This window comes from Sulfitobacter dubius (genome assembly GCF_900113435.1).
Classification (GTDB): Bacteria; Pseudomonadota; Alphaproteobacteria; order Rhodobacterales; family Rhodobacteraceae; genus Sulfitobacter; species Sulfitobacter dubius.
In genome coordinates this window covers 1,691,190-1,717,674 of sequence record NZ_FOPG01000001.1, presented here as the reverse complement: position 1 = coordinate 1,717,674, position 26,485 = coordinate 1,691,190, and the positions used below count along the sequence as shown (strand labels likewise).

The window sequence follows — 26,485 nt, the reverse complement described above, 5'->3', positions numbered from 1 at the left end:
CGGTCAGGGACTATGGGGATTCGGCACTAAGGCGCATTGGCGGTAATTTCCCAAATCGCCTGTAAATCGAGGAAAACAGCTAAAACCTGATCAGTCCAAGATGTATTCGGGTATTTCTTCCATGGCTATATCATACTTTCGTACAAATTCTGTCAGTTCGGACGATACGCTGAAGTGTTTTGATCCCCCATCGCCCGTATAGCGGATCATTAATTCCGGCCTATCCACGGCTCTTGCGATGGTGAATTCTGCGGAGCTTAAATTATGTGGGAGTTTTTCCAAAGATGAAGGAAGGCCCTCCGATAACGCGATATACTCGCTTGTTGTCTTTCCCCTTTCAGCTGACCATCTAACAGTTTCTGGCGCTCTCATGACTATAATGGAGCTATCTGAGTATTTTCCAAGTGCGGTGGAGGACATGGCGCCCGGCAGTAGGTCCGGGAATAACCGTTCAATTTCGTCTGTAGCTACAAGTTTAGGTGCGGAGTCAGCATCGGCGATAAGTGAAGGAACCTCCACAATGGTCTGTGAGCCTGAATTGTTGCTTGTATTGGCCGCTCGTCTGCTCTCGGACACTCCCATGATCGCCGCGAATCTCAGAGCGTTTCGGTAGCGTTCAGCTAGTGCCCTATGCGGGCTATCTAACCCACCTGAAGCTACGTAGTATGTGCGATTGAATGCATATAGGTCGCGATTGTGGGTCAAACCGAGGCCAAGCGCACGTTTCAAGGCTCCGCACTTAATGTCTCCTCCCGCAAACTGAGAAGAGACAATAAGGCTTTCATAGATCATTTCCCCTTCCGAAGATATCCGGTAGTAGCCGCAGTTTGAACCCGGAACCTTAACTACAACCATCTCGTCTCCAGACCTGCCAAGATATTGGTCCAAGGAATTGAGAGAGATTTTGAGCAATTCCTCACGGTTCACGCGCCCTTGCCGGTCCATTTGATCCAAAATCTCTGAAATGGTCTGAACTGACAGATAAAGGTGAGTGTTCCCCTCAGAGTCGTCGCTCTTGTCCCAGCAGGAGCCGGAGTGCTCAGCTTGATTACTTTCTGCGATAGATAGGGGGCACGCCAATGCAGGGTTGGAAGCAATGATGCCTAGGATTAATAGCGCGAAGCCTAGTGAGATAAATCTGTTCATGAACCCAAAGCAACCGCCCGCGCATCAAATATTATACCATCTATCATATATTCGACCAAGACTTGATCAACTTGGTATGTTTCGTCTTCACAGAAGATTTTATTTTTTGGGTATTCGCACATCGCCTCATAAATGCTTTCGAAGCGAAGCTCTGAGAAATCACCAGCAGTTGGGTTCAGCCCAATGAAGATTGGCACAGGTACTCTATCCCCCAGTCGTACATCTGACTGCCCATCGGAGAAGATTGGTTGAACGAACAATGTTTCCGGAGGGCGGTCATTCGAGTGGCTGCCCAAGAGTGTTAGAGTTCCTGCGTCATATTTTGGTTCATACCTATTCGCTGCAACTTGATAGGCATGCACGTCACGCTGTAGTTGAAGCGCGCTTTGGCTAGCGCTCCATCCAAGATAGGCACCGACGCCGCCGCCAACTGCACCAATTAGTCCAGCAATCGCACCTAGAATGGATAAGCAGATGGTGGCTGTGGCATGCTCCGCCATTTTGTACTCCCGCGCCCGGAAAAGTTTCCTGAAGTGTATCACATATTGAAACTCAAGCAAAATTTATTGCGTCTCAACTTTCTACTCTTGGGCTAATTATGGCGTTTCATCGGGGTCGATTTCTCCTTGAGATACTGCTTCGCAACGAGCCTCAAATTCTTCGAATGCTTCAGTGGTATGCCGCTTCACAAATGCTCCTGCGTAGGGGCCGGTGACAACCGATGCGTTCCAAATCTCAGCCTCAACGCCGCCAGCCTTGTCTTCATAGACCGTTCGAAAATACACGATGAGATAGTCTAGACCTCCCGACTTCCGTTCCATTGCATCAAGGCGTCTTTTGATATTCATTTGCTTGCCTCCAAAGCCATGATCCGGCGTTCAATCTCTGTGGTTTCCAAGGTGCGGCGGAACTGCTCGACCACGGCCATGACGGTCGCGGCCTCCACTGGGGTCACTTCACCCTCTGCGATTGCTCTGAGAATGGCTCGCGCGGCCTTAGCTGCATCCTCTGCCGTTTCAATCTCTGGCAAGGCAAACGAAACCGGCGCATCCTTGCGGGCGGGCGCAATACGGTCGAGGCATAGGCGCAGGGCCGTCACATCGCCTTCCAACGCTTTGTCTATGGCTGCCTGCGTCAACGCCTCTTGCTGACCCTCTAGCATCGCCTCAATGGCCTGTGTGGCCTTGTGTCGCGCCCCTCGCGGTCTGCCGGGGTTGCCGGGGGCAAATGTGCCATTCGGATTTCGCTTATCCGTTTTCTGCCCGTAATTACGGTTCTTCATGGGATCGCTCCTATGCGTCTTGCTGCTTCGATAGTTTCTGAGTGTGGCCCTTGAGCCTTTTTCCCTTTCTCAGCACCTTTGACCTCTGCCGAATTCGGTGCCGTGAATGGTTGGACATCTTCCGCCGAAAATTGGTCCGTATAGTTTTCGTCTTTTCTCGTTTTAGTCTCGTCTAAGTGTCGTCTCGTCTTAGTGTCGTGTGCCCCCACGGTGTGGGCAGGGTGGCGGCAGGGTGCCTCAAGGTGATGCTGCAAGGACGGGATAAGCGCGCAGAGTTCGACCTTCACCGCACGGTTTTGCCCATTGAGTTGACCGGCTAGTGCCTCGTGTAGGTCGTCCTCGTAGTTGTGGCGCATCCCTGCCAAGAATGGCTTGAACACCTCGCGAAGCTTCGACCATTCCACGCTGTCGGATTTCCACCGTTGTGCGCGTTTGATCGCGCCGACTGTGAACTCTGCTGCCGACTCGAGGATCATCGCGTCCGGCGCATTGAGGTCCGCATAGTCAGCCGCGATAGATGCCATACGGCTGGCATTCTCAGGCGCGTTCTTCTTGAGAAACCAGCTGTGAATTCGAATGAAGTCCTCATCTTCATCGAAAGTTAGCAGGCCGGTTTCCGCCATCTTGTGTATAGCAGCATTAAGCTCCGTTACCGAAAGGTCAGCATCATCTGCCCAGACGGCCTTGGGGTACCGAAACAGGCCGATGTATCCGCCCAGCGGCGTGAGGTGGGCGCAGAGGTACGCCCACCTTTCCTCATGGTTAAGCTGCCGCAGCTTGCGAGAGTGCGGCAGTGTGGTTTCAATTTGGGCGAAGGTTTTGCTCACTACACGCCCTCCCCGTAGTGCAGGCCAGCCACAAGGCGGGCTTGGGTTGCGGTCAGGCCATAGAGACGTTGCAAGCGGGCAATCTGAATTTTGAGGGCCATTAATATGTACCCCCATTCCCGTTGGCTAACTCAACCTTGCTCTTGAGCGTATAAATCCCAAATTTTGCACGGTCGGTCTCGTTGTCATTGGCGTAAAGGTCCATTGCGATGTCTACGCCGTAGTCACGTTTGAGAATATGAACCAAGTCAGAGATGCGGACTGGGCTGGCGCAATACATCGGCGCTCGCATTAGTCCTTCAAGTACCCGGCGCTTGTTCTTAGAAACTGTGACGGTATGGGCCTTGCCGGTTTCGTCAGTGATCCGGTACTGGGCTGGGCTGACGGTATTCGGAAAGTCGCGCCAACGGCTATTTCGGACGGTGTTTGCCGGAGGGGGAGCATAAATCGTTGTCTTGCTATTCATTTATTAGGTCCTTGAGTTTTGGACCAAGCGCGGCTAGCATTCGGGTAGTCCTCCAAGACCGCCGAATAAGTAGCACCCCTGCTTGATCCATTGGATTGGGCGGGGAGTGCCTTACGCTGCTGCGCCAATGAGATTGTCAGCTAGCCATTTGTCGAGGTCTACTTTGCGGTAAACGACACAACCGGCCACTTTCGAGTAAGTGGGTCCTTTACCGTGATTGATCTGCATTCGAAGTTTGGCGAGGTGAGACAAGCTGACGCCAGTATAGTGCGCCGCCTCACTTGGGCGAAGATTAGGCTTTTCTAGGTTTTGGTTCGAGTTCATATCCGCTACTCCGTTGGATGGGTGTTGCCATTCGGAATATCGGTTATGAGTTTGCCCTACTCAAAAGGAGTTTTCCTTCCATTTGTGAAAGGAAAATTCTTTAATTATTTCGCGTTGCTTTCCGCGCCCAAGCTTCTGGGCTGCCGCTTATAGAAAAATGGTGGAAAATTGCTGCGACAAAATCCAGAAAAGGTCCGTAAGCCTCGCCTTTTAAGGCATTCGTGCGAACCGCCGCGTGCTCGTCACTAAGTGCTTCGAATGCTAGTCTAGCCCTCTCAGCCATTAACTCAGCCGCTCTTTTGCGCTGTTTTGCCTGAGACGCGGGATTAGGTGTCTCTGTCGCCCCCGATTCTATGCTGTTGGCGCATGCTTCCACAGTGCTGGCTACTTCGATAAGGAAGTTCGACAGAATTTCCGCAGAGTTCAGTTCTCCAGCTGCAATTCGAAACTTGTTGAGAATTTGAAGTAATCCGCTATCCCAGAGCTCTTCATTTGCGGGTGCTCCTAATCTGTCAAAAATTTTGGCAGTCGCCTTAAGCCGTTTACCAATCGCCATTAAGTCGTCGGCATCCTTCATGGGGTCGCGTCTATGCTTTTGCTCTACAAACTCATACGCTAAAGCAACCGCTTGTTCGCGATTGAGTTGAGCTGCCCAGCTCGCAATTGTAGAGTTTTCGGCACTAGGGAAGTGCGCATGAAGGAGAGTCTGCAAAGCATTGTCAGGCAAGCTTTACCACCTTTCCCTTTTCGCCGGAGCAGTATCTTCCCCAATGCTCCATAAGCGACCTTCTGCGCTCGAACAGGTCTGACCGAGCATACGCGCGCTCAGTATCTGTCCCGATTGCATGGCTAAGCGCCGCCTCAGCCACCTCCCGATCCGCATGGGCGCTTTCGCTAGCCCAATCCCTGAATGCGCTGCGAAACCCATGTACTGTGAAGCCAGTACGCTTCATGCGATTGAGCAGCGCGCGGACAGACGCATCGCTTTGTGTTAATTCCAGATTTCCGCCGTTAGGACTGGGAAACACTAAGTCTTCCCCTAAACCATTTACCCGCTCCAGTACGCCCATTGCTTGGGGCGACAAAGGGATTCGATGCGCAATTCCTCTTTTCATTCGATCAGCGGGAACTGTCCAAGTGTTCCGATCAATCTCACAGTGACGTGCGCCACGAGCTTCGCCTGATCGAGTCGCTGTAAGGATAAGGAATTCGAGCGTGCGTGCAGATATGCCTTCACGTTTCGCCAAGTCCGCAATAAGCGCAGGCACTTCCTGCCATGGTAGGGCTGGGTGGTGCTGAACTCGCGGCTTGTAGTTGGGCAAGGCCTTGCTAATGCCATTGATCGGGTTCTCATGCGGATAATGTCCCGCGCCCTTAGCCCAATCGAACACTGTCGCCAGCCGCTGCCTTAAGCGCTTTGCAGTTTCGTGCTTGGTCGTCCAAATCGGAGCAAGTGCCTTCAAGCAATCTGCCGTGGTGACCGCTTCTATAGGGCGATTGCCGAATTGAGGGTTGGCGTAGGTTTTAACTGTCGAGAGCCAGCCAGCAGCGTGTTTGGCGTTACGCCAAGTGGGTTCAAGACTGGCGTGAACGCGTTCTGCTGCCTGTGCAAAAGTTAGGCGTTCTTTCTTACGCTCTTGCCGAGGGTCGCCGCCGGCACGCGCAATCTTTCGGATTTGCGCAGCTTGTTCGCGCGCTTCGGCTAAGCTGGTATATGCTGCACCTCCCAATCCTATGTCGCATTGTCTTCCGTGAATGGTGACGCGACAGACATAATATTTGCCCCCCGTCTTAGGTAGGACCAAGTACAAACAATTGCCGTCCCCATAGCGTCCCGGCTCAGTTAGCTTCGCCACTTTAGAGACGGTGAGGCCTGTGCTTGCCATTCTACCATTATTCCTACCTTGAATATCTGGCTACACCATAGAACTCTGAGAAACGCTTGAGCAAGGAAATTCGTACAAGATATTATTATCACAAAACTTTTAGGAATAGAGCGGAATGCGTGAGAATAGGGGTTAGGCGGTTCCTCGGTCCGCCACTACCCAAAATAGAATGCAAGCAGGGGTTTAGCGCTCTGTGATGCCGTGTTTTTGTAGCTTTGTGTGAAAGCGCATTGGCGTGATCCTACGCGCGCAATATAGCCAAAACCTTCAGCGGACTCGGACATCATGGTTGAGATGTGCAGTGTGCCGCGCAAACCTCCTCGGCGAGAGGTGGATATCGATCTGGGCCAACCTAAGGTGCGTTTGGTTAATTTGGCGCGATCCGAAAGAACCAATCACTGTATATAGAGTTGTTCAGCAGCGCAGTCTGGCAGAAGGCTCTTCCGCTGCATCGGAAGTCTCTGCCATTCCCGGTAATTCTGTAAACGTATTGAGATACAGCGCAGCAAAGAAAAATGACCAAAGCGGAGAGAATGCTCGCGCTTTGGTCAGGTGGGAGGGAGAGAGAGGTGCCGCGTAGTTAGGAGGTGCCGCGCAGGCTGCTGTCGAAGATGCTTTTCATATGGCTGTCGAACTCATTCCAAGTGATGACGGCCCGGTTGCCTGCATGGCCATGATAATATGAGCGGCCCGTCGATGTCGGTAACCCAGCCCAAATACGGGCGAGATTCTCCATAAAGCGATGGCGGCTGATCTTACCTTGCATGAAGGGGGTGAACCCCGCATCTTCAAGCAGGAAATCGGCAAGCAGGTCCTGAACCTGCGGTGTAAAGACATCATTCCTATTCAGCCCCGCTTCGGCGACCAGTGTTTTTAGTGTGTTGGGAATGAATTGATAACGCCCGATTGCATGCGGTTGACCAGGCGTTGCGGCGATCCAGCGATAGATTTCACCAATGGTCATACCGGTGGGGCGTTTCGGCGGCTTGATCCGCGCGCCATGCTGAACGGCATCATAGCCTTTGCCACCGGCCTCAGCCGTGGCGATCACATGGCGCACGGCCGCTGATGGCCCACCGCTTGTGGGGATGGTCAGCCTGCGCGCCGACGGTTTTGACGGTGTCGCTATCATGCTGCGGTTTAAATGAATGCGGCTTTCCGAGGCAAAGGGCGAGAGCGCAAAGTTCAACCCGGTGACGGCAATCTTTCTACTATCAAAGCGGGCGAGTTCATTCGCACTGGCCGCGCTGGAAAGGGTGGCGGCGATTAGACAAAAGGCAGTGCTGGCAGCGAGCTTTTTCATCGGAGTTTCCCATCTGGGTTTCAAGTTGCGTTGACTCAGATGATGCCCGCTTAAAATCGATATTTCATTAATGCGGGCAGGTAGTTAGCTTCTCAAAAGGATAGCTGTCCTGATGCATGGGGTAGTTAGGTAAGCTTTAGGGCGCGGTGGCACTTATGAAATGAGTCGAGCCACGTTCCAGATGCGCTTGGAACGTGGCTCTCCCTCGTGGCTGAGTCTCCCGGTCAGCTTCCGAGGAACTGGTCGAATTGGGTCCAGAGTGAGTTGTCCAACAATAGGTTGAACCGGAAATAGAACCCTTCGTCATAGAGGCTGCTTTGGCCGGCGACCCGTCCGCGCGCTTTGTTGTAGCCGAGCGCCAGCAGAACACCTTCGCGCGGGGTGAAGCCGAACTCAGCGCCAATCCCGTTGGAGGAGTTGCCCTCACTGTCCCATAGATGCGTGGCGTTAAGCCCAAGCTGAAAGCGGTCATTCCCAAACTCGTAGTTCAGACCGCCTTGGACCAGTTGGGTGGTTGCATTGGACGATGTGCCCGCCGCGGTGCCAACCTTCTGGTACTGGCCAGCGTATTTGCCGTTGATCCGCAGGTCCGCGTCCAGTTCATAGTTGGCATCGATCGACCACATATGCGTCTCGGTGCTGCTGTGCTTTTCTTCAAGCCGGTGTTCATACCAAGCCAAAACATCAAGGCGGGCGTTGTCCTTGGGCCGATAGGCCGCCCCGATGCGGGTGCGCATCTGGCGGAAATTCTCGCCATTGCGCCGATCAAGTGCTGCGCGGCTTCGCGCCAGAATTGTAAGGTCTGGGGTGACGTTGCCCGCAATGCCGATGCTGGCGTAATGCGTTTTGCCCACATCCTCCCAAGTGGTTTCCAACTCGGCATCGCCAACCCAATCGCCATCGGCCGATTCCCAGCTGGTGCCGATCGCAAAGGATGTCAGTTCGCCTTCTTCGGTGTCGAGGTTGCGCGCATGTTCCAGATCGGCGCGCAGGTTGGTGCTTTGATTGACGTCCCAGTCAACCGACAGCCCCTGCACCATGTTGGTATCGCTAGTGCCGCTGGCTTTGGTCATCTCGGTCCGTCCAGTCACCCATTCGTTTAGCGTGTAGGTGAAGCCGTAAGCCGCGCGGGTGACCAACTCATCGCTGCCGAACTGAAGCTCGATCTCGTCATAGACACGCCAGCCGTTCTTGGGTTCGTCGTAAAGTCCCAAGGTCAGCTCGGTTGGGGTGTCACCATTGAGCGGCGCGCGCAGCTTAGCTTCGATCACGGTGCCGGGGCGGGCCGCTGGGGTCCAATGGGCGCCGAGGATCAAGGCCGTATCACTTTCATTGGTGCCATCGTTGCGGTCATAGCGGTATTCAAGGCCGATCCCGCCGCGCAGGGTCTTGCTCAGGCGGCGCGAATAGATCGCATCAACGGTCAGTTGTTCGCGGTTGTTGATCCGATCACGGGTATATTCCGCACCAAAAGCAATGTCGCTGCGTTGGTCGATCTCTGCACCATAGCTTAGACGAACCTGGCTGGTGCCTGCGCGTGCTAGCCCCCCCTGCGCATAAAAGTCGCGCCCGGTGTGGATTGCCTCGAAAGCAAAGTGGCGAGTCTCGGTCTTGAGTTCATAAGATAGGCGCGCAGCGGTGTCTTTTTCGCCCATGGCATTTTCCGAGCGGGCCACTTCGGCCTCCCAAACGCCGCCCTGACGGTCTTCGTGTTGCAGGTAGGCAGAGTGCATCCGCTGGCGGGCTGTGTTGCCAAGCGGTGCATCGGCATGAACCGCGCGGGCACCGATTGAGGTCCGCTCGGACAGGGCGTAGTTCACCTCGCCCCCATAGAGCCAGTATGCCTCGGCGCCTTCGGCCTCAACCTCATAGGTCACACGGATCGACACGGGGTTACCATCAAGGTCGAACTGGCGCACGGGGCTGTCGAAGGTGATCGTGTTGCGGAAGAAATCTAGCAGGTAGTCGGTGCCGCGCAGCAGAGGTGTGGCCGACAGGATATCGCCGCCATCTTCGTCCCGCACAAGAATTTCGACGCGCTCAGAGCCTTGCACATAGCCCCCGAGATCAAGGTCATAGGGACCAGAGACGCCGCGACCACGGATTTCCTGTACTTGCTGCTCTTGTGCCGTCCGGGCTGCGAACACGGTAACCGACACGCGGTCGTTCTCCCAGTGGCCCTTGGCCCCGGTGGCGACACGTTGCAGACCGCCGAGTTTCAGTGCGCTGGCTTCCGGCTCAATGGCGATGTCGCCGTAGAGAACATAGGAGCGGCCTTTTTCCACCTTCACAAAGAGGTTGGAGGAGGACTGCGCATCGGCACCGCGTTCGGAATTGTCGCCGTAGACGGGGTAGTATTCTTCACCCCGGATGTCGCGGAACAGGCGGTCTTCGGTGTCACGATCCGAGCTGTAGCGCAGAGTGAGCAGGGCATCGCCCCGGATCACACCCTTGAGGTAAAGCTCACCCCGAACACCGGTGGTGGTGTCTTCGAAAGAGCTGAAGCGATCCTGTTCAAGCACATTGCCTGCGTCTCCGCTCAGCGATACCGCGCCTTCAATCACGCCGATAAGCACTCGTTCGTTCAGGTCAGGGGTGAAGGTCAGCGTCGCCTCGGCCTCCCCAAAAGAAGAGCGCACGGTGATCAAGTCGGGGCCAGAGGCCTGCGGCGGGATCAGGTTGAAGGTGGCTTCGCCATTGTCGAGGTAGGCTTGCACGCCGGGCGTGCTGCTGCGGATATCGGTCACATCCCACAGCGAACGGCGGGCCGAAATGGTCACCGTGCCAGAGGCTGGCACTGGGCGGCCACCGGCATCAAGAACGCGGACGACCACGGGCACCACAGAGGCCGGGTTGGCCGCTGCCGTGTCAGGCAACAAAATCTCGATCCGGGCGGGTTTGCCGGGGGCGGTGAGGCGCAGTTCCTTGCGGACACGCTCGATGCCAAATCCGTCACGGCCCACCAGTGTCAGAACGTTTTCGCCCGATCTCAGTTTAACTGCGACATATTCCAGTGCCTGAACGTTGTTTTTTTCCCAATTGGTACGTTCGCCCACCCGATCTGCGCCGAGTTCGCGGCCATTGACCAACAGTGCAAGCGTCAGGTCTGCTTTGCCTTTAACCCGAATGTTCTGGGTGGCGCGGGATACGCTGGTGTGTTCTGCAAAGTCGACAAAGCCGGCGGCGCTATCAAGGTTACGGATCATGCTATCGAGTGACTGGCGCTGGGCCGACGCACGGGCGGACTGGGCCACAGAGGTGGCATTCGCACCGGCCTCTTCGCTCTGGGCGGCGATCATGCCGGGAGTGAGCTGTGTCGTGGTCGCGATACCCGCTTCGCTGCGCACGGAACGGGTGCTGCTGCGTTGGCCATCAATCGGCAGGTCGGTCGCATTCATGCCGGGGGACTGACGTTTTCCATCAAAATGGTCGCGACGTTTGCTGACCTCATCAAGCGCTTCGGGGGTGCACTGGGCCACCGCAAAGTTCTCGGTCCTGAGCTCGCCCTTCTTCAGCGGCACCAGTCGAGAGCCACCGCGCCGCAGATCGTTGGTGCGGGTCACCTGCACTTCGGTCCCGGCGGGGAGGGTCTCTGGCTGCACGAGGAAGGCGTGTGTCACCGGGCGCATGCCATTCAGCGAATAGGCACCATCAATGTCGGTCACTACAAAGAGGCCTTCTTGGGTCACGATGCGCACGCCGGGAATGCCGGGCTCATCCGATGCGCGGTCGCGCAGGCCGTTGCCGTTGCAGTCCATGAACACAGCGCCGAGCACTGTACCCTGCCGGGCAAAGACGCCGCCCGAGTTGTCGAGGCGTACCATGGCGCGGGAAGTCTGCGATTGGCGCAGTGTTCCGGTGCCCGCTTGGCGGCCCGACAGGATTGCGGCGTTTTCGTTGCGGCCTTCACGGGCGGCGGCAGAGAAGAGCATCACATAGGACAGTTCATGGCGGGACAGCGGTTCAAGCATGCCAACATCAAAGCGCAGATCGCCATTGCCAATTTGCTGCGGATCGTCCAGCGGTGCGCCGTTCAGCGTAACCGAGCCGGGAACGATGTTTACACCATAGGCAGGGCGGTCAAGGATCTCGCCACCGATCAAGGCTTGGTGCATGTTGTTGGTAAAGCTGAGCGTATAGGTAACGAATTCGCCATGCCCTACGCTGTCGAGATTTGTCGTCTTATCCAGCGCTAGCGGTGTGCCGTAATGCGGATCGACCGGAATGTCAGAGACAAAAAGTGCCCCGCCCGCATGGCTGAACTCTTCGCCATAGCCTGCATCAATCACGTTGCGGCCCATACCGACAAAGTCCGTCCGCGCCGATGGGAAAATCCACGCTGGCGCATCCATCACGGCATAGCGGTAATCGCCCTCTGGAATATCGAAAAAGGTGAAAAAGCCGCGCTGGTCTGTTTGGGTGCGCGCCACTTCCGCGCCTGAGCGCGCATTGACAACAGCGATGACCACATCGTCGATCGGAGCGTTGGTGACTGAGTTGAACAAGAAGTTGCCGGGGTTGATCATCAGATCGTCTTCAAGCACCTCGTTTTCGCAGAGCGCCGTGGCGATAAAAGTATCGCCAAAGTCTGTCGCCATGACCTGGTCACCAGCCACGGCTGGGGACATCTGCGCCATAGGCAGAACGGGGGTGAGGAATACGCCAGTGTTCGCTCCGGTCTCGGTCGCGATGAGCGTCTCGACATCATTGGTCAGTACACTGCGGACGGTTACCGGAGTACTGTCGATTTCGGTGGTGCCGTTGCACATGCCAGCAGTGACGCGCAGGCGCGTATCGCTGCCCGGTGTGCCGTAGGGTTGGTCTGCACCGGTTTCTGGGTGCTCGAATACAAGCGTTCCGGGGGTATCCGTCTCGCGCTCATAGACCACGGTGTTCGAGTCCAGCAACAATGTGTTTTCTTGGTTGTTGTAAAAGGCAGAAGCGGTGTTGTGCACTTCGACCGCGCCCAAAGCCATTGGCACGCGCACCGAAAAGCTGGGGGCAGAGGCGTGGCCGACAGCAAAGTCGCCCTCGTGGAAAAAGGCCACCGCATCAACGTCGTCGGCAAGACCCGCAGGAACGGCGCTGCGGTAGGTATGGACAGGCGCGCCCCGCATGTGGACCAGCGCCGTCATGCCGCCAGCGTTTTGTATTGCATCGAAGGTCGTGTTCAGCGGGATCGCATCGCGCAGCAAAACCCCCGTCTGGGGTGCACCATCAATCACGATGGGCTGGCCGTCGATCTCAGGGTAGCCAAAAGCGTCGCGCTCAGAGTCGTTGCGCATGCGCAGGGTGTAGGTGATGATCGCGCCTTCTTCGTTTTCGGAGATGACCTGCCCTTTGGCGATCTCAAGCCCGCCTTCTTCGACGCGCGAGATACCCATCGCCTGACCTGTCAGGCTCCGACCATCGTCGGCAACGCCAACTGCCGTCAGTATGCTGGAGAACCGGGTGCTCACCGGGGTTTCGGCGGAAATGCGGAAGTCATAGATCAGCTGGAGCCGCTCGCCCACGGCCAGCAGGAACGGGGCTGACATGTCTGCTGCTATGTCTTCCCCATCGATCTGGCCGTTGCCATTAAGATCGGGGTAAAGCGTTTGGTGCGACATCAGCGGGGACTGGTTCTCTTCGTCGATGCTGAGCGATGTGAAAAGGCGCACGTTGCCGCTGTTGACCACGTCAAAGTGATAGCGGCCAAACGCACCACGGGTCAGCAAAAGGTCAGAGTAGCCTGTCACTTCGAGCCCAGGAACCGAGGCGACTTCGACCTGTACCGGGTTAGAGAGAACGCGCTCCATGATGCCGAGCGACGTGTTGAAATAGCTTACTTCTGCGACGTTGCGGATGAAGGTTCCGGCGAGTGCCGCGTCAGCTGCGGTGGATTGGGGCAGAAGGCTGAGACCCAATGCGGAGGCGCTTATCAGGGCCAGAGCCGAGCGGGCTGTAGACATAAGGAAACTGCGCATCAGTTTGCTCCTGTTGCGATCCCTGCGAAGGGCGTGAATAGAATGGGGAGACGAAAACGGGGGGAGGAGGTGGCACCCCCGGTGAGCATGGCTCAGCCGGAGGCACCGGGGAGGTCGATTAGTTGTCGACCCTTACGGTAAACTCTACCCGGGCAAAGCCGCCGGGAAGGATCGTACCATGCGCGCTCGACACGTTTGTCGAGGTGATGGTTGCCGTGCTGGCCCCCGGGAACAGGCTTTCAGAGCAGGCGCCGCCACAGTCAGTTACTGTGGTATAGGCTGGGGCCGCATCCGTGATGTTCACGTTGTCCGCCGGAGAAGCCCCGGTGTTTTCGGCTTCGACCATGTAGCGGATGCACTGGCCGGGCTCGACATCAAGGCGCGTCTTGGTGAAGGTGCCCGCGGTTCCGTCGCATTGAGCGTCGATGTACTGGTACTTGCTCAATGTGACATCACCCGAGATAATGACCACGCGGTCTTCGACGGCGTTGTTGGTCAGGTCAATGTCGGTCCCGGTCCCGTTCAGAGTGCTTCCGATGGTGATCGTACCGATTTCGGACACACCTTGGGTTGCTGTAGATGGAGTCTGCACACGGTAGATCAGCGAAATGCTATCACCGGGGGCCAGCCCGCCTACACCCAGATCATTGAAGTTATCGATGACCGGCTCGTTTGGATCAATAACGCCGTTGCCGTCCTGGTCCCAGAAGATCGCGCCGGAGAAGTTCGTCAGGCCACCTGCAGTGATCGTCCCTTCGGTGATGGCCACGTTACCTTCGTTCGAGATCGTGTGAAGGATGTCCACAATACCACCGGGCGAAGCCTGCGCGCTCTGATCGTCGATGATCTTTACGTCGTAGATTTCGTTGACCGACACTTGGTTAACGATGCGGTCACCCTGTCCCGAGACAGAAGAGACAACCGCGATGTCGATTAAGGTGTCGCCGGGCAGGGCATCATCTGTCGGCGTGATCACCGCGCGGATGGACTGCGAAGCCCCTGCCGGGATGGTGCCTGTGTTGGACACAACGGAGCCATCGGGCAGTTGGAACTCAACGGTCCAGCCTGGGGGCAACGCTTGATCCAGCGAGAGGTTGAAGCTGTCCGAGACGGGGCCGTTGTTTTCGACCAGCATCTCAAAGATGACGGGTTCGCCGGGGTCTGTCGTTTGTGTCACCCACGGGTTGCCACCGTTCGTCGGCGCGGCTCCATCACCTTCGGAACCAGCAACGTCGTTTTCAAGGTCGACCGAAGCGGCGAGCACCGCACCTGAGAATTCGGCTGTCGACACGTCAGAGACGCCAGAGTTGTCCGAAGTCGTGGTGATCGTCGCGGTATAGTTGGTGGTGGCGGTTGGTGTGACGTTTGTTGGCAAAGTCGCGATCAACGTCACTTTGGCGCTATCCCCAATGCCGAGCGGGCCAACAGAGCTTACCACCGGTGTGACACCGTCAGCGCCGACAAAGCGGAAGGTGGTGCCGTTCGGGAAGTCCACATTGGCCACGTCAAGCTGTAGGCTGTCCGGGCTGTTAGAAAGGTTGGTCAGCACGAATTCCTGACGGATCACGCCGCCCTGAAAGACATCGCCGGTTTCGGTGACGATATCGTTGTTGGCCGCGTCATCATCGGTTGCCGATGAAATCGCCGGGTTCGCGGTGCCGTTGGCGTTAATCGCCGTATCGGCAATGGCCACCGCATATTGGTTGTCGACGGTAATAGAGGCTGTGTTCGACGGGGGGAAGGCCGTGCCGTCTACGTCTTGGGTTGCCACGTTGGTGATGATACCCGCATTCGCGGTGTCGGCGATCACGGCGCGGAATGTCACCTCGCCCGAACGGCCAGAGCCTACCGAAGAGATCAAGAAGTTGACGTTCTGGCCATCATCATAGTCCCAAGCCATCGTCTCACCAGAGCCGTTTGTGGCATCGACGACGGTGGAGCCGTTGTCATCGTTCAGGGGCACTGCAGAGTCAGACCAGCGGGCCGAGCCGGGCACGTAGGTCAAGCGACCATCAAGAACATCCTGCACGGAGTAGCTGTTGGCTGCGGCCAGACCGGTGCTGGAATAGGTTAAGGTGATGGTCACTTCGTCGCCAGCGTCGATGATGTTGGGGTTCCCGCCCGAGGCCGGGTCTGCCGTCATAGATTTAACAAGTTCGACGATTGCGTCGTTGGAGATTGTCAGCGTGTCTGTGTTGGTGATGAGCACTGTGCCATCGAGATTGGAAGTCGCTGTGACGGTGATCGTGTCAGAGCCGGAAGCCGTAGATGGGGCCGTGGCTTCGATCACGACGCCGAACTGCTCGCCCGGGGCCAGGGTAGGTGTTTCAGACAGCGGAGTGGCGCTATCTGCCACGCCGTCCATGTTGGCGTCTGGGTAGAAGACCAACGGTTGCAAGTTGAGCGTACCACTGTTGTTTTCCGCCGCTTCCAGCAAGAACGCATCTGCGCCGTTACCATCGTTAGTGATGATGTGAGGCAAGAAAGCCTTACCGCCGGGGGCGATGGTTTCAGTGTTGTCGGAGGTCATAGACACGCCAGCAACCTGCTGAACGATCGTCTCAACTGTGTTGGAGGTTACCGTGATCGTATCGCCAGCACCGTTGGTATAGGTCGCGACAGCTTGGTTGCCGATCACCGAGCCCGCTTCGGGGGCCGCGAAAACGACGGTGCCAATCACGGAAGTCAATGCGATAGCGCTGACAGAGCGCAGGAAGGTTGTTTGGTATTTCACGTTAATATTCCTAGTTCTATGGAGGTTGGAGAGAGAGGCGCCGGTTTAGTTCAGGCGCACGCGGTAACTGTTGAAGGCAGAGCCGCCTGCTTCGAGCGGTTCCGACAGGGTCCAGCGCACAGCGGCGACGGCTTCTTCGGGGAGCGGCTCTTCGATCATGTTGCCTTCGGCATCGACGACCTTGCGGGTGGCAGGAACGGTCGACCATTCCAGCCCTTCCTGCTCTGGGTCCATCTCGGCCTGGACTTCAAACACAGCGGCGACAGAGGTCACTTCGGACCCGAGTGCGAGAGAAACGCCATCTGGAACCGGTGCGGCAATGACGAGACCTTCCATCGCGCCGTCGGTCATGTTCTCGTGACGCAGCTCATAGGAGATCACTTCGCCCGGGCGAATGGTTTCGCGCTCAACGAGAACCTCTTCACCTTCGGCGTTGGTTTCTACCACGCGGAAGGAAAATTCGCTCGACAGTGCCTCCGCGGCAGCGGCGAAGCCAGCGATGGACAAGGCCGTACTGGCAATGAGTGTTTTGGATAACTGGGAGATCTGGATACGCATCTAATAGTTCCCTTGTTGACCGGTGAAGCGCCGGCAGTTGCAATGAACGGACACGCCCATTGCGTTGTCCTGTTCTGATCTTCGGGGAAACGGATACCGAGTTCATCTGAGCGAACGGTTAATGCGCTGAGCCTGCGGTCAGGCGTTTATTCGAAAGGATAGGAGGGCCTATCAAGTCGCGCTGCGGGCTATCAATTGGCGCGGTGATGAGGCGCAAAAATGGTTAATTTCGAAGGGAAAAATGGTGCCCGCGAACCTTTGATTCGCTGGCCAAGGCCATAAAGCTAACGCAAAAACGCCCGCGCAAGGCGGGCGAACAAGGTTTACAAAGGCGGTGTAGACTGAGGCGGGTTACGCCACGCTTTCGCTAGAGACGCAGAGGGGGGCAAGCGTGAAAACGCAGTTTCAGACGAAGCCAGCGTCACGTGCAATAATCGCAGCATCCGTGCGATTCTTTGCATCCAATTTGCGGCAAAGTGTTTTGACATGCAGTTTTATCGTTACTTCCTGCAGATCGAGGTCGCGCGCGATCTCTTTGTTGGACTGGGCAGTCATCAATCCGCGCAGCACTTGGCGCTCGCGTTCTGACAGGGCTTTCTCAAAATCGGTCTCTTCAGGGTTATCTTTGCCCGACATGAACGAGACCGGGGCATAGGTTTCACCCGCGGCCATAAAGCGAACCGCATTGACCAGTGACTTCGCGGGTAGTGTTTTTGGCAGGAAGCCAATAGCCCCCATTTCCAGCGCTTGTTCTGCAATTAGTCTGGTCGCCGTGCCAGAGATCAGCCCGACGGGGCGGCCTTCATTGATATCAAGTACGGTCTGCAGACCTTGCAGGCCTTTCATGCCGGGCATTGTATAATCAAGCAGCACCAAATCGTAGGGTGGTTGGGTTTTGATCTTGTCCAGTGCTCCTGCCAGATCGCTTGCCGCTTCGGTGACGGTTGCACCATCTGCATCAAGAAACATAGCGATGGTCTCTCGGACCATGTCGTGATCATCGGCAATTAAAATACGCAAAGACATAATAGATCTCCTGAAGCCTAACGTGGCCGGGGTACTCTTATTGGTAGAGGGTGCCTGTTTGAAAAGAAAGATAAAAGCCCGAAGTGAAGAGGTCGCAAAGGCACGCGTACCTATCCTTTGGTATAGGAGGGATGCACTCTTGCGCCTTCGCCCCTTCCTTTCGCGCAGGGTATGGTCAGGTCATAACGCTAGATAAGGAAACTGGACATGATCGCTCGAACTCTCAGCAAGACCATCGCCGCTGCCGCACTCACAATCGGCCTTGCCTCTGCGGTGGTCGCGCAAGACGAAGAAGCAGTGCTTAATGTGACGCTGGCCGAAGAAACTCACAGCTTTACGCTATCGGACCTTAAGTCGATGCCGGTCTCCCGCTTTGAGACGACAACCATCTGGACCGATGGCGCACAGGCGTTTGAAGGCGTCTCTCTTAAGCACCTGTTTGAGACCTTAAACGTCGATGAGGGAACGATTACCGCAACGGCGATCAATGACTACGCCGTGGAAATCCCGATGTCCGACGCCGTCGAGGATGGCCCGATCATCGCCTACCACACCAACGGTGAAGAGATGTCGCGCCGGGATAAAGGGCCGCTCTGGGTTGTGTACCCCTATGACAGCGACATCGCCTACCAGACTGAACTGGTCTACAGCCGGTCGATCTGGCAGCTTGATCGAATTAGTGTCGAGTAACTGAAAATGGTTCAGAGGGCCCAGATGAACGACGCAGGAAGAGTTGGGCCAACAGGCGCCAGAAGCCGGCAGGTTCTGATGCTCATCCTTGTTGTAGGGATGAGTATCGCCGCCTATCTGGCCTATAACATCTGGGATCGGATTCAGGCGCTTGATAGTGCGCAGCAGGATCACGCCGAATGGGTTTTTACCCAAATTGAGATTGAGTTTCTCAAGACAGACCGTGCGTTGGCCGAGGCACAATCCGCCACGCCGGAAGCACTGGATGAGCTTCGCAAACGGTTCGACATCTTCTACAGCCGCGTTCTTTTGGCCGAGCGGGTACGCAACAATGCCGAGGCCAAGCCGCAGATCCGCGAGTTGCGGTTTCTACTCGATAGTTTCTTGCCGACGATTGATGGCACGGATGCCGAACTGGCCGCCGCGCTGGGCGATATTGATGGGATGCTGCGCGCAGTAGAGGATATCCCGCGCGAAATCGCTTTGGCTTCCATCGCGATCGCGAGTGAAATGTCCCAAAACGAACGCCATGAAATTGTGCGCCTGATCGAAGTGATGGCGGCGATTGTATTGATTGTCACCTTGGCATTGGTCGGCGCTGTTTATCGCCTGTCGCGGCAGGCCAGCCGATTGAACAGCACGTCGCAGATGGTCGAAGAAAACCACCTGCGCCTCGCCACGACACTCCAAGCCTCATTGGACGCTATCGTGGTGATCAACGCGCAGGGAGAGATCGAAGATTTTAACGGGTCAGCTGAAGAGATATTTGGGATCACCCATGAGGCGGCGAAGGGCAGTGACTATATCAGTCTGCTGATTCCCCCTGCTGACCGTATGGCGCACCGCGAACGCCTTATGAAATTCCGCCAAACTGGTGAGACGGAGGTGGCTGACAAAGGCCGACGCGAATTCGAGATGATCGACCAAGACGGTCGCATTTTCCCTGTAGAGATGTCCGTCTCGCAATCGCCGTCGGCGCAGGGTTCGCTTTTCATCGCCTATATTCGTGACATTACCGAAAAGCGTCTGCGCGAAGCCGAAATCATCGCCGCACGTGATGAGGCCTTGGACGCCTATCAAGAAAAATCACGTTTCTTCGCCATGATGAGCCATGAGATGCGCACCCCGCTCAATGGTGTGATCTCTGCTTTGCAATTGTTGCTGGATGATAGGCTTGATGATGAGCAGAAACGCTATCTTGATGCGGCAATGACCTCGGGGGAAATTCTGCTGGGGCATATTAATGACGTGCTAGCGATTGAGCGCAGCGAGGCGGGGACATATGAACAGGTGCGGCAGGCCTGCGATATGACCGCGCTGATGGCGGGGATCATCAACACGATGGAGCCTCTGGCCGAAGCTGGCGGCACCCGGCTGCATCTTGATCTGACAAAGCTGGACGATAAATCTATCGTCACCGATCCTCGGGCGATCCAGCAGGTGCTGGTCAATCTACTAAGCAACGCAATCAAGTTCAGCCCCGGCGGCGATGTGACGCTAAGAGGGTGGTTCGCAAAGGCAGACGCGGGGGAGGAATTTCACCTGCAGGTCGAAGATGACGGTTCTGGCATTCCGGCCGATGATATTGATCGTATCTTCGAAGATTTCGTTTCGCTCGACAGCCGGTATGAGCGCCGAACCGGGGGCACCGGACTGGGGCTTGGAATCGTGCGCCGTTTGGTGAAACGGTTGGGCGGCGAGATCACCTGCGAGTCCACGGTGGGGGAGGGGACAAGCTTCACGCTGTGCCTGCCGGTGGAACTCGCTGTGATGGTAGAGACCTGCTGTGATGAGACGCCTGATGTGCATAACAAACGCGTTGAGCAAGCCCCAGCACAACGGCTGAACCTGTTGTTAGTGGATGATAATGAGATCAACCGCGAGCTTATCAAAGCGATGCTCGAGCGGATCGGCCATGATGTCACCCTGGCGACCGGGGGGCGCGAAGCGATTGATATTGCGAAAGGCGCAACTTTCGACGCAATTTTGATGGATATCTCTATGCCAGAGGTGAATGGCATTCAGGCGACAAAGGCAATTCTATCCGGCAGTGGCCCGAACCACGCGACGCCGATTATTGCCGTAACGGCCCATGCCATGCCCAAAGAGCGCGAGGAGTTTAGTGCAGTCGGCATGTCGGGCTTCTTGCAAAAGCCCTTGGATATGAAAGTGTTGCGCGCTGAATTGCGAGAGGTTCAGGTGCGCACGGCTATGCCTGAAAAGGCGTTGCGAAAACAGGCGCAAAGTGTGCCAACACCAATTCAGGGGAAATCCGCGAAACGCCCGTTGTTGAACGACCAACAGATGGTAGATTTGATCGACCTGCTGGGCGAAGAGAAACTGCGCGAACGGGTTCAAAAGCTGTCCGATCAGGTCGCGGATGATCTGCCAGCCCTGATGGCGGCCGACGCCTTGCCTGATCTACAGGCGCGTGCCCACGCCATGGCCGGGATGTGCGGGATGCTCGGAGCGGATCGGCTCCATGGGTTGCTCAAAGAGATCGAGACCGCATGCAAGACCGACAAACCCGAAGAGGCACGCGGCCTATGCAATGCTTTGCCGGATACGTGGAACGCCACAGAGGCGGCGATGCAGGCGCAGGTTGGTCCCTGAGAACGGGAACCAATCCAAGCACATTATAACCTATCCTTAAGGCTAGCCCGATTATACCCCCGCTGAGATGCAACAGCGCGCGGCACGGACTATGTTGAGATGTACCCGCCAATCGACGGGTCTGCATGAAGGCATCGTTGACCAGTTCAATGACCGCTCCCCTAAGCTGACAGTCGGTTTTTTCGACCGATCTGTCTGAAAAATGCTTCGACGCGCGGGCCTTCTCAGGAGCTGCTACCCGTCCCCCCACCCCAGGGAGCGGCTCCTTGATTGTCTTGCAGCGATGCGCCCCTCCGGCTTTCTCCATCCCTCCCCTCGGGGGAAGGCCGGGGCCGCATTCGACGAGGTTTGTCAGGACTTTCACCTATCCTCAAGTATATCGCGCTATCCACTGGGCCGTTGAGTCTGATCGAATGCACCTTCGTCTTGGGGACGGAAATTCACGATAAAGGTAGGGAAAATTAAGCTCGTTACATCGTTTGGGTGCCTGTTTCTGCGGATTCAATGGCCGGGACCGAAAGGTATATTGTGAAACATCTTCATTGTCGGAAAATGCTGTGCGGCGTTTCCTTAGCCGTTTGCGCCACAGTCGCCATGACAGCCGCGGAAGCCGGGGATTTCTCTATCGATTGGTCGACATTCGACTGGCCCGCAGGATTTGCCGGGCCGTTGGTGCGAACCCTAGATGATCAATACGGCTTTGAGATTGATGCGACCGTAGAGATGACAGGGTCGCTGCGCTCCTATAGCACTGATGCGCAGGGCAACCCGATTTTGAGCCCGGATGACGTAGACATTTTCGGCGGCGGCGTGGAATCATTGGTTGTCATCGGCGATGCCGCGCCGAACGCGGGGCGGCGCGGGGATGACAGGATCACTGCCAGCGTAACGGCAAGCTCTGGCGGAGTGGCGTTTCAGGTTGACAACTTATTTGTCGACATTCTCGACATGGATGCCTCTGATGCGCACAGCACGGCCGACCGGTGCGACTTCGTCACCGCCTTTGGTGACAACGGCAATCCGAGTATTAGCACGCTAGGCCCCGCGCCCACCGTGGTTGTTGGCCCTGGTCTAGGCTCTGGCGATACGGGGCTGCTGAATGCAAACGAGGCGCAGTGTTTGTTCATTGACGGGAGCGCCGTTCTTTCTCCTACATCCAATAACGATTCGAACGGGTCGATCCGGCTGACCTATCCCGATGCAACCTCGCGGATCGAAATTTGGTACGATGAAAGCATCGGTGAGGTGCGCAGTTACTACAATCCTGTGACGCTGCCTTACGACGCGGGCGCGCGGGGGATTGGCATTTTTGCGGAGGTGAATTTCACCACGGATCAGACCATCGGCCTTACGCGTTTCACCAGCCCGCTGTCCGCGCTGCAAGGCAATACGATTACCTTTATCTATGAGGTGACGAACACGGGGGAGTTGCCCTTTAACCTGAACCAAGATGTGGTGATCCAAGACAGTCTTGTGGGAACGGTCACTTGCCCTGCGATCACCGCGCCCGTGGCACCCGGTGGCACGGTAACCTGTACGGCGGAATATACTGTTACGGCGGCTGATGCGTTGTCGGGTGCGGTCGATAGCACGGCCACGGCAGGGATTGGCGCAATTGGCACGCCTTTCGTATCCCGCCTGCAATCCAACCCAGAGAATGCCAGCATCGTCGCCAATGTGCTGTCGACCGATACGGGGCCGCAAACCTGCACGCCGCAATCCGTCTTTGGGCAGCCGCGCACCCAATTGGCAGGGGCGGGGAGCGCCTTCGCGCTGACCACCTCAGATATCTTCGTTTATGACAATGTCACCACAGACATTAACGGTAACGATTTGGATGTCGTGTTTCAGGCGACACAAATTAGTAACGCCATAAACGTCAATATCGACGGGTCGCTCGAAGCGCGGATGACGCCGATCGACAATGGCTTTGTCACCTACCGGCTACGTCTTGTCCAAGACGGCAGTGCGACCCCGTCCAATCCTCAAGGGACGCCGGTCGAGCAAAGCCGCATCAACGGTGTGATCATTCAGCAGACGGACGTGGACAGCCGCGGCACAACGGATGACAGTTCTGACGTTGTTGGCCCTTTGCTTGCACCCGATGGAATTTCATATTTTCACACCGCACCTCTGGCCTCATTCCCGGCCAATGGGCAGGCCATCACGATGGACCCTGCCAAGACCGGCGATCCGACCAATTGGATTGATGAGCCGAATGAGAGCAGTTTCGACAACTATGTGACCTATGAATACGGCACCTTTACGGAAGGAGAATTCATTCACGGCTATACCGGAACTTCGCAAAATGATGCGGCGCGCGGTTCTTCGATCCGGCTCTGCGCGGTGACGAATACCTCGGCCAGCGTGGTGGCGGGCGACGATGACTATACGGCGTCTCCCCTTAACAGCTTGCTGGGCGGCACCGCCGGAGAGGTCATGTCCAACGACACGATCAACGGCCTGCCAGCCGCCTTTCCAACCGCAACGCTGGATGTCCTGACCGAGGCCGTGCCTCAAAACACCGGCGACCCGGTGCCCGTACTTGAGACACAAGGCGCAGATGCGGGTCGGGTGATCGTTCCGCCCGGCGTGCCTTCTGGCACCTATGAGATCGAGTATGAGCTTTGCGACAACCTAGACCCCACGCAATGTGACCGGGCGCGGGTAATCATCGCTGTCTTTGATGGCTTGGGCGTCGATTTTGGCGATGCGCCGATTTCATATCTGACGGCGTCCCATGGGGTAAGCGATACGCCCCTCATCTACCTTGGAAGCATTCCGCCAGATATTGAACTGGTGGCACAATCTGACGCTTCGGCCACGGCGGATGACTTGCTGGATACTGATGACGAAGATGCGGTGGTTTTCCCTGTAATGACCCAAGGTGTGATCAGCACGCTCAACGTTCCGGTCACCGGTGCGGGCTACCTTCAGGCGTGGATCGACTTTAACGGGGATGGGGTTTTCGAAGGCTCCTTTGGCGAAAACATCGCAAGTGATCTGCGCGACGATGGCACCGGCTTCGATGACGTAGCGGGCGATGGCGTGATCCAGATCGACGTGAGCGTGCCCAGCGACGCTACCACTTCCACCACTTTCGCACGCTTCCGTTATTCTTCCGAGGCCGGGTTGCCTGTCGCCAGTTTTGTCGTCGACGGCGAGGTCGAGGATTACTCGCTTGTGATCGCGGCTGCCGATCTGGTGGACCGGGGTGATGCCCCTGCAAGCTATGGCGAACCGCGTCACATCATTGCGTCGGACATCTATCTTGGCGGTGGGGTGCCCGATTCCGAGACTGAAACCATGTATAGCGCTAGCGCGGATGGGGACGATCTTGATGGGATTGACGATGAGGATTCCATCGCCGTCTTCCCGGTGCTTGAGGCAGGCACGATCGTGCCGCTGACCATTCAAACTCATGAGACGTTAAGTGTGCAGCTTGCCCTTGGCATACCTGTGACCGAAGGCATCACAAACCTTCAGGTGTGGATCGACTTCAACCAGAACAATGTCTTTGACCCGACCGAACAGGTTGCCGTCAACTTCCGCGATGGTGGTCTTGGCGATACTGATGGCAGCTTCAATAACCAGATCACCCTGAATATCCCGGTGCCTGCTGACGTCGGCAATGGCACCAGCTTTGCGCGCGTCCGTTGGTCGACTTCAAGCGCGCTAACCCAAGACCCGTTCAGCGGTTTGAACTTCGATGGGGAGGTCGAGGATTACCTTGTGACCCTCGTCAACCTGCTTCCGCAAGGCGCGATAGAAGGCACACTTTACGAAGACGCCGACAGTTCTGGCAGCCGCGATGGGGCGGAAACCACACTGCCTGCTGGCATTGGCGTGACGCTTTTCGATGATGCGGGCACCCCGGTTGATCCTGCGGATGACACGGTTGTCGGGTCGACCGAAACCGATGCGGCGGGGGCCTATCTGTTCAACAATCTTGACCCGGCGCGTGGCTATTTGGTGGAAGTGGATGAGACCGATCCCGAGATTCCTGCGGGGCTGGTCCTGACCACTGGCAACCCGATCGCAAGTCTTGCCGTTGATATCGGAAGCGGCAGCGCCGTCAGCTATGACTTTGGGTTTGAAAATGCGCCGACAGAGGCCGATCTGGCGCTCGCTCAGACCATCCTGCACTCCGGGGACGGTACGCCCGCGACCGAGGCAGCGGCGGGGGATGCGTTGGATATTGTGCTGACCCTATCGAACAGTGGCCCCGGCAGCCCGTCAGATGTTCGCGTGCTTGATCTGATCCCTGATGGCTTTGCCTATGTCTCTGATGATGCGGCGGCACAGGGCGATAGTTATGACCCCGCGACCGGGGTGTGGTTGCTCGGCGATGTTCTTGCGGGCAGCAGCCATAGTCTGACGATCCGCGTGACAATGCAGAGCGATGGGACATATGAAAATCAGGCAGAGATCATTGGCAGCTCGCTGATCGACCTAGACAGTGATCCCGACACCGGCGCGCTGGTGGATGATCTGGGCGACGGGTTGGCGGACGATGATGAGGCCCGCGCCAGCGTGACCCTTAGCACAACCGGACCCGTCCTTTCAGGTACAGTCTTTTTTGACATCGGTGCCAGCGGCGCGGCCTATGACGGCACGCAGCAGAGCGGTGAACAGGGCACAGATCGCGCCGAAGTGCAGATATTTGATGCGGGAGGCGTGTTGCTTGCTACGCCCGCCGTGGCGGCGGATGGCATGTGGCGCGCGACATTGCCTGATGGGTATAGCGGTGCGGTCACCGTCACAGCATTGCCCGGCACCGGCCTGTTGAACGTGTCAGAGGGCGGCGCCGCACTGCCGGGGCTGGTCAACAGTGACCCGCATGATGGCAGCATCACCTTCACACCTGCAGCGGGCACGTCCTATGCTACGCTCGATTTCGGCATGGTCGAAGCGGCCCGGTTGAACCAGTCGCAAGAGCGAACCATCCGAGCCGGGCAGGTCTTGGTGTTGTGGCATGAGTATATCGCCGCCGCACCGGGCAGCGTATCGTTCAACATCGCGGGCGACGCCTCTACCCTCGACGGGGCATTCTCAACCGCGCTTTACGAAGACACAGATTGCGACGGTACAGCCGATCAAGCGATCACCGGACCGCTGCCGACCGATGCGGGCACGCTGATTTGCGTGCTGGCAAGGGTCACTGCCTCAGGTGCCGCGACGCAGGGATCGACCTATCGTTTCGACCTTTTGGCCGATACCAGCTATGGTGCCAGCGGGTTGAGCCAGCGAAACGACAACACTGATCGGCTGGTGGTAGAGGCGGCCCAAGGCACGCTGCAACTGACCAAAACCGTCCGTAATGTGACCCAAGGCAGCCCCGAAGGGGTCAGCAACGGTGCCTCTGCCGGGGATGTGCTGGAATACCGCATCTATGTCGAAACCGTCGGCACCGTGCCCGCGCGTGATATCGTCGTCTACGACAGAACGCCGCCCTATACTGCGCTGTCATCTGCGGTGCCCAGCCCGATTACATTGGCCGATGGGGTGGAGTGCACGCTGGATGAACCACTGGCAAATACGCCGGGCTATGATGGTGCATTGCGCTGGTCCTGCACGGGGGTACTGCAACCGGGCGCGCAGGGATTTGTTGCCTTCGAAGTCAGCATTCAATAGCCAAAACACGGGCCGCTTTTGCGGGCGGCC

At 56.8% G+C, this 26,485-nt stretch carries 16 protein-coding genes; 3 read left to right on the top strand and 13 right to left on the bottom strand.

Translation table 11 applies throughout. The features are described from left to right. Window positions 1-90: 90 nt before the first annotated feature. The 13 genes from BM229_RS08350 to BM229_RS08285 all read right to left on the bottom strand — a co-directional run bounded on the left by BM229_RS08350 (window position 91) and on the right by BM229_RS08285 (window position 17,518). The gene (locus BM229_RS08350) at window positions 91-1,146 is read right to left on the bottom strand and encodes a hypothetical protein (protein WP_093927115.1); all 1,056 of its coding nucleotides are present in this window, start codon (window positions 1,144-1,146) and stop codon (window positions 91-93) included. Next, window positions 1,143-1,646 carry a hypothetical protein gene (locus tag BM229_RS08345; RefSeq protein ID WP_139226269.1) on the bottom strand — a complete coding sequence of 168 codons (504 nt, stop codon included), beginning with the start codon at window positions 1,644-1,646 and terminating at the stop codon, window positions 1,143-1,145. The genes BM229_RS08350 and BM229_RS08345 overlap by 4 nt, the downstream gene beginning before the upstream one ends. 96 nt (window positions 1,647-1,742) lie before the next feature. Continuing rightward, window positions 1,743-1,994, bottom strand: coding sequence for a hypothetical protein (locus BM229_RS08340; RefSeq protein WP_139226268.1), 252 nt, complete (start codon window positions 1,992-1,994; stop codon window positions 1,743-1,745). Next, window positions 1,991-2,428, bottom strand: coding sequence for a DUF5681 domain-containing protein (locus BM229_RS08335; protein ID WP_093927112.1), 438 nt, complete (start codon window positions 2,426-2,428; stop codon window positions 1,991-1,993). Before BM229_RS08335 ends, BM229_RS08340 begins: the two co-directional genes overlap by 4 nt. Then, entirely contained in the window at window positions 2,425-3,255 is an 831-nt protein-coding gene (locus BM229_RS08330) for a hypothetical protein (RefSeq protein ID WP_093927111.1), read from the bottom strand. Before BM229_RS08330 ends, BM229_RS08335 begins: the two co-directional genes overlap by 4 nt. A 100-nt stretch (window positions 3,256-3,355) precedes the next feature. Further along, window positions 3,356-3,721: a hypothetical protein gene (locus tag BM229_RS08325; protein WP_093927110.1), complete on the bottom strand. Its 366-nt coding sequence runs from the start codon at window positions 3,719-3,721 to the stop codon at window positions 3,356-3,358. Window positions 3,722-4,145: 424 nt separating this feature from the next. After that, window positions 4,146-4,772 carry a hypothetical protein gene (locus BM229_RS08315; RefSeq protein ID WP_093927108.1) on the bottom strand — a complete coding sequence of 209 codons (627 nt, stop codon included), beginning with the start codon at window positions 4,770-4,772 and terminating at the stop codon, window positions 4,146-4,148. Beyond that, window positions 4,765-5,931 (bottom strand): tyrosine-type recombinase/integrase, encoded by a 1,167-nt coding sequence (locus BM229_RS08310; RefSeq protein WP_093927107.1) that lies wholly within the window; start codon window positions 5,929-5,931, stop codon window positions 4,765-4,767. Before BM229_RS08310 ends, BM229_RS08315 begins: the two co-directional genes overlap by 8 nt. Before the next feature lie 580 nt (window positions 5,932-6,511). Further along, on the bottom strand, window positions 6,512-7,234 hold the full coding sequence (locus BM229_RS08305; protein WP_093927106.1) for a lysozyme family protein: 723 nt from the start codon (window positions 7,232-7,234) through the stop codon (window positions 6,512-6,514). Between the two features lie 224 nt (window positions 7,235-7,458). Continuing rightward, window positions 7,459-13,200, bottom strand: coding sequence for a hypothetical protein (locus tag BM229_RS08300; protein ID WP_093927105.1), 5,742 nt, complete (start codon window positions 13,198-13,200; stop codon window positions 7,459-7,461). Window positions 13,201-13,318: 118 nt separating this feature from the next. Beyond that, window positions 13,319-15,934 carry a beta strand repeat-containing protein gene (locus BM229_RS08295; RefSeq protein WP_093927104.1) on the bottom strand — a complete coding sequence of 872 codons (2,616 nt, stop codon included), beginning with the start codon at window positions 15,932-15,934 and terminating at the stop codon, window positions 13,319-13,321. Between the two features lie 45 nt (window positions 15,935-15,979). After that, a complete protein-coding gene (locus BM229_RS08290) occupies window positions 15,980-16,441 on the bottom strand; it encodes a hypothetical protein (protein ID WP_244152140.1) in 462 nt (153 codons plus the stop codon). Between the two features lie 456 nt (window positions 16,442-16,897). Further along, on the bottom strand, window positions 16,898-17,518 hold the full coding sequence (locus BM229_RS08285) for a response regulator transcription factor (protein ID WP_093927102.1): 621 nt from the start codon (window positions 17,516-17,518) through the stop codon (window positions 16,898-16,900). A gap of 207 nt (window positions 17,519-17,725) precedes the next feature. Between BM229_RS08285 and BM229_RS08280 the strand changes: the two genes are divergently transcribed. From BM229_RS08280 to BM229_RS08270, 3 genes are all read left to right on the top strand, one after another. After that, window positions 17,726-18,208, top strand: coding sequence for a putative pterin-binding protein (locus BM229_RS08280; RefSeq protein WP_093927101.1), 483 nt, complete (start codon window positions 17,726-17,728; stop codon window positions 18,206-18,208). Window positions 18,209-18,286: 78 nt separating this feature from the next. Beyond that, window positions 18,287-20,821 (top strand): hybrid sensor histidine kinase/response regulator, encoded by a 2,535-nt coding sequence (locus tag BM229_RS08275; RefSeq protein WP_244152139.1) that lies wholly within the window; start codon window positions 18,287-18,289, stop codon window positions 20,819-20,821. 594 nt (window positions 20,822-21,415) lie between these two features. Further along, complete coding sequence (locus BM229_RS08270; protein WP_244152138.1) at window positions 21,416-26,455, top strand: GEVED domain-containing protein; 5,040 nt, start codon at window positions 21,416-21,418, stop codon at window positions 26,453-26,455. The last annotated feature ends 30 nt before the right edge of the window (window positions 26,456-26,485 follow it).